Origin of the sequence: Chitinilyticum litopenaei DSM 21440 (assembly GCF_000428145.1) — a bacterium.
In the GTDB taxonomy this organism is placed as follows: Bacteria; Pseudomonadota; Gammaproteobacteria; order Burkholderiales; family Chitinibacteraceae; genus Chitinilyticum; species Chitinilyticum litopenaei.
The window spans coordinates 45,924-53,843 of record NZ_ATZJ01000026.1; the positions used below are offsets into that span (position 1 = coordinate 45,924).

Genomic DNA, 7,920 nt, shown 5'->3' on the forward strand with positions numbered 1-7,920 from the left:
AACCAATTCACCACAGAGGCACAGAGGGCACGGAGAAAACATGGGAATGGATGTTCTCTGTGGTCTCTGTGTCTCTGTGGTTCGTTTTTTAGGGTTTCAAGTTAAACCATGAGTGACGATCTGCTTAGAGTACACCGCGACGCCATCGATGCCATCGACGCGCAGGTGCTGCACCTACTGAACCAGCGCGCGAAGCACGCGCACACCATCGGCGAGATCAAGGGCGGCGGCATTGTCTACCGCCCCGAGCGCGAAGCACAGGTGCTCACGCGCATCAAGGAGCTCAACGAAGGCCCGCTGCCGGACGAAACCGTCGCGCGGCTGTTCCGCGAGATCATGTCGGCCTGTCTGGCGCTGGAGCGCCCGCTGACCATCGCCTTCCTCGGCCCCGAGGGGACGTTCAGCCAGGCCGCCGCGATCAAGCATTTCGGCCATGCGGCGAGCACGCTGGCCTGCGCGTCCATCGACGAAGCCTTCCGCACGGTTGAAGCGCGGACCGCCGATTATGTCGTCGCACCGGTGGAAAACTCCACCGAGGGCGCGGTGGGGCGCACGCTGGATCTGATGGTGACCAGCCCGCTGAAAATCTGTGGCGAAGTGGTGCTGCGCATCCATCATCACCTGCTGCGCGCCACCGAAGGGCTGGCCGGCATCAAGCGCGTGTATTCGCACGCGCAAAGCCTCGCGCAATGCCACGAATGGCTGAACAAGAATCTGCCGGCCGATGTCGAGCGCGTTTCGGTCGCGAGCAATGCCGAAGCCGCGCGACTGGCGAGCCTGGATGCCGAGTGTGCGGCGATTGCCGGCGACGCGGCGGCCGAGAAGTTCGGCCTGCTGAAGCTGGCGCAGAACATCGAGGACGAGCCGAACAACACCACACGCTTTCTGGTGCTGGGCTATCAGGACACCGTGCCTTCGGGGCGCGACAAGACCTCGCTGGTGATCTCCGCACCGAATCGTCCCGGCGCCCTGGCCGAGCTGGTCGAGCCGCTGGCCAGCAATGGCGTTTCGATGACGAAGTTCGAGTCACGCCCCAGCCGCACCGGTTTGTGGGAATACGTGTTCTTCGTGGATGTTGAAGGGCATGTACAGGAAGCGAAGCTGCAGGCCGCACTGACCGGCCTGCGCAATACCGCCGCCTTTGTGAAGGTGCTTGGTGCCTATCCGCTGGCGGTGATCTGAGTGGCTGTGCGGTTCATGGGGTATTTGTCTGAAGCCCTTTCTCCAGATTGGTTCTGACCATATACATGGTGCAGTTTGGCGGAAATCGATTTTCACTGCGCCGCGCTTGACGGCTTTTCCAGCGCGGTGGCAAGCAAGCCAAGGAGCGAAGCATGAAAAAAGTCGCAGTATTCTGCGGTTCGCGCATCGGGAATGACCCGGCGCATGCCGAAGCCGCGCGCGAACTGGGGCGCGCCCTGGCCGGTCGCGGCCTCACGCTGGTGTATGGCGGCGGCAATGTCGGGCTGATGGGCGAAGTGGCCAGCGCCGCGCTCGACGCCGGTGGCGAGGTGATCGGCGTGATTCCGCAATTCATGGTCATGCGCGAGCTGGCCTACGCGGCCTGCACCGACCTGATCGTCGTCGACTCCATGCACACGCGCAAGGCGCGCATGGCCGAGCTGGCCGATGCCTTCATCGCCTTGCCCGGCGGGCTGGGCACCTTTGACGAGCTGTTCGAAATCCTGACCTGGGCGCAGATCGGTCTGCATGGCAAGCCGATCGGGCTCTTGAACGTCAACGGCTTTTACGACGGCCTGCTGATGTTCCTGAACAAGGTCGCGGCCGACGGTTTTGTGCGCGAAACCGAACTCAACGCCCTGCAGATTTCCAGCCAGCACGGCAAGCTGCTCGACATGCTCGCCGCGCGACCGTCCCGCGAAGGGGACTGGGAAAACGAAGAGCTCCGCAATCGCACCTGATTGCTGTGGGAGCGAGCTTGCTCGCGAAGTTCTGTTGCTCGCGAGCAAGCGCGCCCCGGAGCTGAAACATCAAGGCTCATGTGATGTATCGCTCCATACCCATTGATTCTGAATGGCTGTAGCCATATACCCCGTTACTGGAAGAGAAATGCCCGAATTGTCCGAATTGTCTGCGCTGGCCCCCGAACATATCCGCGCCATCGCGCCCTATCAGCCCGGCAAGCCGACTTCCGAACTGGCGCGCGAGCTGAATCTTGACCCCGCCGGCATCGTCAAGCTGGCCTCCAATGAAAACCCGCTGGGGATGAGCCCGAAGGCGCGCGCGGCGGTGGAAGCCGAACTCGCGACGCTGGCGCTGTACCCGGACGGCAACGGCTTCGAGCTGAAAAGCAAGATCGCGAAGAAGTTCGGCGTCGGACTCGACCAGATTGTGCTGGGCAACGGCTCGAACGACGTGCTCGAGCTGATCGCCCGCGCCTTTTTGCAGGCTGGCGATTCGTCGGTGTTTTCGCAATACGCCTTCGCCGTCTACCCGCTGGCGGTGCAGGCGGTCGGCGCGACCGGCATCCAGGTGCGCGCCGACGATTACGGCCACGATCTCACCGCCATGCGCGCAGCGATCCGTCCGGACACCAAGATTGTCTGGATCGCCAACCCGAACAACCCGACCGGCACGCTGGCGCGCCCCGGCGACCTGCTGGAGTTCCTCGAGCTGTGCCCGAAGAACGTGCTGGTGGTGCTCGACGAGGCCTACACCGAATACCTGCCGGCGGAGAAGCGCAGCGATTCCATCCTGTGGCTGAAGCAGTTCCCCAATCTGATCGTCGTGCGCACCTTCTCCAAGGCCTACGGTCTGGCCGGCCTGCGTGTCGGTTTCGGGCTGGCTTCGCCCGAGGTCGCCGATCTGCTCAACCGCGTGCGCCAGCCGTTCAACGTCAACAGTCTGGCGCTGGCCGCCGCGACCGCCGCGCTGGATGATCTGGACTTCCTGCGCGAAACCGTGGCGGTGAACAAGGCCGGCATGGCGCAGCTGGTGGCCGCCTTCCAGCGACTGGAAGTGCCGTTCATTCCCAGTCATGGCAATTTCATTGCCTTCCACGTCGGCGATGCGGCCTTGCTGAACCGCTTCATGCTGGAGCGCGGCGTGATCGTGCGCCCGCTCGGTGGCTACAACCTGCCCAATACCCTGCGGGTGTCGATCGGCACCGAGGCGGAAAACGCCCGCTTCATCGCCGTGCTGGAAGAGGCGCTGGCAGGCTGATGCCGCCAGGCCGGCAGAGGGGCCCCGGCCCCGCTGTCGCTGTGGCTGGTTTTCCGTCTTTGCCGGTATAATCCGGCGCAAAATCAACCGAACTTCTGGATGTCCGTCATGCCGCTGCTTGCCGATTCGCAATACGTTTCCGAATTCACCCAGTTCATGCAGTCCTATCTGCAGCAAAACCCGGATGTGGCCGCCGGCCAGGTCGAAGGCCGCGGCCTCTTGTGGGACAAGGCGCCGATCGATCTTGACGAGCGCGCGCGCAACAACGCCTCGCGCGTCGAGCAAAAACCCTATCCGTATCAGCCCGACTGAACGGCCAGAACAACCAGCCGCAAGGCTGGTTTTTTTATCGGCGCGGACGTGATCGACAGCAGGCAGGCGCGGCCACGGTGGCCGATGCGGGCTTTCCTTCACGGAAAAGCAGCATGACGCGTTAGAATCACGCTTTGCGGTCTGACCCGGCCGTCGAGCCCGGGGCACTTTCAAAAGGACTAAGGCATGCGCATCACCGTTATCGGCACCGGCTACGTCGGTCTGGTTACCGGCACCTGTTTGGCCGAATTTGGCAATGATGTTTTGTGTCTGGATGTGGACCCGGAAAAAATCCGCATCCTGCAGGAAGGCGGCATCCCGATCTACGAACCGGGGCTGGAGGAAATGGTGAAGCGCAATGTCGAGGCCGGTCGCCTGCGCTTTACCACCGATGTGGCCGAGTCGGTGGCGCACGGCACGCTGCAGTTCATCGCCGTGGGCACGCCGCCCGATGAGGACGGCTCGGCCGATCTGCAGTATGTGGTGGCCGCCGCGCGCACGATCGGCCGGCTGATGACCGATTACAAGGTGGTGGTCGACAAGTCGACCGTGCCGGTTGGCACCGCCGACAAGGTGCGTGCCGCCATCCAGGAAGAACTGGATGCACGCAATCTGCGCAGCAGTTTCAGTGTGGTCTCCAACCCCGAATTCCTGAAGGAAGGCGCGGCTATCGAAGATTTCATGCGGCCCGACCGCATCGTCATCGGCGCCGACGATGAAACCGCCAAGGATCTGATGGGCGCGATCTACGCGCCATTCACCCGCAACCACGACCGCATTCTCTACATGGACGTGCGCTCGGCCGAGCTGACCAAGTACGCGGCCAATGCCATGCTGGCCACGCGCATTTCCTTCATGAACGAGCTGGCCAATCTGGCCGAGACGCTGGGCGCCGACATCGAGAACGTGCGCCGCGGCATCGGCGCCGACCCGCGCATCGGTTACCACTTCCTTTATCCGGGCGTGGGCTATGGCGGCTCCTGCTTTCCGAAGGATGTGCAGGCGCTGGTGCGCACCGGCCGTGAACATGGCCACACGCTACGCATCCTCAGTGCCGTCGAGGAGGCCAATGACGCGCAGAAGGCCGTGCTGATCGCCAAGATCGTGCGCGAATTCGGTGAAAACCTGGCCGGCCGCCATTTCGCGCTGTGGGGGCTGGCGTTCAAGCCCAACACCGACGATATGCGTGAAGCACCCAGCCGCGTGATCATCGACGGCCTGCTGGCCCGCGGCGCCACGGTGACGGCCTACGACCCGGTCGCCATGAAGGAGGCGCAGCGCAGTTTTGGCGAACTGGCCGGCCTGAGTTACGCCACCTCGCCCAAGGGCGCGCTGGCCAATGCCGATGCCCTGGTGATCGTCACCGAATGGAAGGAATTCCGCAGCCCCGATTTCAGTGAAATCAAGGCCGCGCTGAAGCAGCCGGTACTGTTTGACGGCCGCAACCTTTATGAACCGAAGCGGGTGGCCGAAGCCGGCTTGCGCTACTTCCCGGTCGGCCGCCAGCAGGCGGACTGACGCCGGTTTGCGGGCGGCCAGGGCACAGCCAGCGCAGGCTGTGCCCTTGGTTTTCCTGATGAAGTCTCTCTGCTTTCAGAAATGCCTTATCGTCATGCCCGCGCAGGCGGGCATCCAGAGCCAGAGTTGAGTTTGCTGCGCGAACCGGCTTCCCGCTTGCGCGGGAATGACGCTGCCTGGGGTAGGAACAAAATCAGCGTGTTGTGCTGATTGCACTGCCATTTTTTAATCAGGGATTGTGCTGAAGTGATGACTCAGGCTGCCAGCCCGCACTGGGACATTTTCTGTCGCGTGGTCGACAACTACGGCGACATCGGCGTGTGCTGGCGGCTGGCGCGCCAGCTGGCCGACGAGCATGGTCTGGTCGTGCGCCTGTGGGTGGACGATCTGGCAAGTTTTGCCCGCATCGCCCCCGCAGTCGACGCCGGTGCCGCCAGCCAGCAGCTGGGCGGCATTACCGTTGGCCACTGGGTCGACGCCTTTCCCCTCGTACGTCCGGCCGACGTCGTGATCGAGGCGTTTGCCTGCGAGTTGCCCGTCAGCTACCGGGCTGCCATGCCGGGCAGCACGCGCTGCTGGATCAATCTCGAATACCTCAGCGCCGAAGACTGGGTGACGGGCTGCCATGGCCTGGGTTCGCCGCAAGGGCAGGGCCTGCAGAAGTTTTTCTTCTTCCCCGGCTTTGTCGCCGGCACGGGCGGCCTTTTGCAGTCGCAGCGCCAGCAGAGCGAGTGCGCGCGCTGGCAGGCCGACGATGCCGCACGCTTTCTGGCGCAATGGCCGCTTCCCGGCGCCGCGGCGCATCGGCGGATTTCGCTGTTCGCCTACCCGAACCGCGCCCTGCCGGGCTTGCTGGATGCGCTGCGGGATGATGAGCAGATAAGCCGGGTATACGTCCCCGAGTCATTGCTGGAAAAGGATCTGGGTGAATATGTTGGCGGGTATCTGGCGCCGGGTGCCTGCTGGCAAGCCGGCAGCCTGCAGCTCATCGCGCTGCCCATGCTGGCACAGGACGATTACGACCGCTTGCTGTGGAGTTGCGACGCCAACTTCGTGCGCGGGGAAGACAGCTTCGTGCGCGCCCAGTGGGCCGGCAAGCCGCTGATCTGGCATATCTATCACCAGAGCGAGGACGCGCATCTGGACAAGCTGGCCGCCTGGCAGACCGTCTATCTGGCCGAGTGTCCCGCACCGGCCGCCACCGCCCAGGCTGCCGCGCTCGCCGCCTGGAATGCCGGGCTGGCCGATCCGGCCGTCTGGCGCGCCTGGCTTGCCGCCTGGCCCGACCTGGCCCTGCATGCGCGTGGCTGGGCTAAGCAACTGGCGCAACACGGAAATCTGGCGGCGAATCTGGTCAGCTTCGTCGCGGGCAAGGTATAATCGCGCGTTTTTTATCGTCTAATCTGCTCGTGCAGCAACAGGAATCCAAGTAATGAAGACCGCTCAGGAAGTTCGCGCTGGTAACGTGATCATGGTTGATGGCCAGCCGCTGGTTGTGCAAAAGACCGAATACAACAAGTCCGGCCGCAACGCCGCCGTCGTCAAGATGAAGATGAAGAATCTGCTGACCGATTCCGCATCGGAAAACGTCTTCAAGGCCGACGACAAGTTCGACGTCATCGTGCTCGACAAGAAGGAGTGCACCTACTCCTACTTCGCCGACCCGATGTTCGTGTTCATGGATGCCGAATTCAACCAGTACGAAGTCGAAGCCGAAAACCTCGGCGACACCGCTGCCTTCATCGTTGACGGCATGGAAGACCAGTGCGAAGTGACCTTCTACGACGGCAAGGCCATTTCCGTCGAGCTGCCGACCACCATCGTCCGCGAAGTCGAGTACACCGAGCCGGCCGTACGCGGCGACACCTCGGGCAAGGTCATGAAGCCGGCCAAGCTGGTTGGCACCGAAACCCAGATCCAGGTTGCCGCCTTCATCGAAATCGGCGACAAGATCGAAATCGACACCCGCACCGGCGAATTCAAGAAGCGCGCCTGAGTGCCAGAGCCGCAAGGCTCGTGTCCTGCAGCCCTGTGCTGCACAAAACAGCCCCGCACAGCGGGGCTGTTTGTTTTGGTGCGGATTCTTTATGCTGCGCCCATGAACGAAACCACCACGCCCATTGCACGTATCGGCATCTGCGTGCATCGCCGCCTCAAGGGCCAGCCCTCCTGCGCCGCCCTCGGCAGCCCGCAGCTGCTGACCGCCCTGCGCGACCGCCTGGCGAGTGCCGGCAGGCTGGCCGATGTTTTTCCTATGGGCTGTCTGGGCAACTGCGAGCGCGGGCCGAATGTGAAGATTGTCGGCGGCGAGCTGCTGCACGAGGTGACGCTTGAGCGGCTGGATGTGGTGCTGGCGGCGCTGGATGACTGAGCAGGTGGCTGGATCATATCGCCCGATTGTTCATGTGTACGAATACGCTGAGCTATTGGCACCTACTTGCTTCTTTCCGCCAAGCAATTGAAGACCGATGACCGCACGGCCCATGCAGGGGTGATTCGCGTAATCAGGCGTTTTTATATAGATGCCAATTTTGAGAATTTTTCGCGCCAGTTGTCTGGTGTTGCTAGTACCAAATTCCTCAAGTGTTGCTTAACAGTATTGGCCAGGTGAGGTTACCCGCGCTTTCCGGCTACCAAGGTAGCGGTTATGCGGCCAGCTTTTCTCGCTCCAGCCAGGCTGCGTAATGGGTTGCCGGTGATTCGTAATTCAGCGACGAATGCCGGCGCTTGCGATTGTAAAACACCTCGATGTAATCAAAGAGATCTGCCTTGGCTGCCGACCGGGTCGCGTAGCGCCGGTGGAACACGCGCTCGTTTTTCAGGCTGTTGAAAAAACTCTCCATCGGCGCATTGTCCCAGCAGTTGCCCTTGCGACTCATCGACGCCGTCATGCCATAGTTACGCAAC

General features: G+C 62.5%; 9 protein-coding genes. 8 read left to right on the forward strand and 1 reads right to left on the reverse strand.

The annotated features are described in order from the left end of the window. Positions 1-108 precede the first annotated feature (108 nt). The 8 genes from pheA to C515_RS0111275 all read left to right on the forward strand — a co-directional run bounded on the left by pheA (position 109) and on the right by C515_RS0111275 (position 7,384). On the forward strand, positions 109-1,182 hold the full coding sequence (gene pheA / locus C515_RS0111240) for a prephenate dehydratase (RefSeq protein ID WP_028455615.1): 1,074 nt from the start codon (positions 109-111) through the stop codon (positions 1,180-1,182). A gap of 152 nt (positions 1,183-1,334) precedes the next feature. Further along, positions 1,335-1,922 (forward strand): LOG family protein, encoded by a 588-nt coding sequence (locus tag C515_RS0111245; RefSeq protein ID WP_028455616.1) that lies wholly within the window; start codon positions 1,335-1,337, stop codon positions 1,920-1,922. 148 nt (positions 1,923-2,070) lie between these two features. Further along, entirely contained in the window at positions 2,071-3,183 is a 1,113-nt protein-coding gene (gene hisC / locus C515_RS0111250; protein WP_051304864.1) for a histidinol-phosphate transaminase, read from the forward strand. A gap of 108 nt (positions 3,184-3,291) precedes the next feature. After that, entirely contained in the window at positions 3,292-3,495 is a 204-nt protein-coding gene (locus C515_RS0111255) for a DUF3460 family protein (protein WP_043649188.1), read from the forward strand. Positions 3,496-3,681: 186 nt separating this feature from the next. Beyond that, entirely contained in the window at positions 3,682-5,013 is a 1,332-nt protein-coding gene (locus C515_RS0111260) for a UDP-glucose dehydrogenase family protein (protein ID WP_028455619.1), read from the forward strand. Between the two features lie 249 nt (positions 5,014-5,262). Continuing rightward, positions 5,263-6,393, forward strand: a complete 1,131-nt coding sequence (earP, locus tag C515_RS0111265; RefSeq protein ID WP_028455620.1) for an elongation factor P maturation arginine rhamnosyltransferase EarP — start codon at positions 5,263-5,265, stop codon at positions 6,391-6,393. 52 nt (positions 6,394-6,445) lie between these two features. Further along, a complete protein-coding gene (gene efp, locus C515_RS0111270) occupies positions 6,446-7,009 on the forward strand; it encodes an elongation factor P (protein ID WP_028455621.1) in 564 nt (187 codons plus the stop codon). 102 nt (positions 7,010-7,111) lie between these two features. Continuing rightward, positions 7,112-7,384, forward strand: coding sequence for a (2Fe-2S) ferredoxin domain-containing protein (locus C515_RS0111275; RefSeq protein ID WP_028455622.1), 273 nt, complete (start codon positions 7,112-7,114; stop codon positions 7,382-7,384). Between the two features lie 274 nt (positions 7,385-7,658). Here the strand turns inward: C515_RS0111275 and C515_RS0111280 are convergent. Next, a partial coding sequence (locus C515_RS0111280) for an integrase core domain-containing protein (protein ID WP_043650107.1) occupies positions 7,659-7,920 on the reverse strand: 262 nt, incomplete at its 5' end.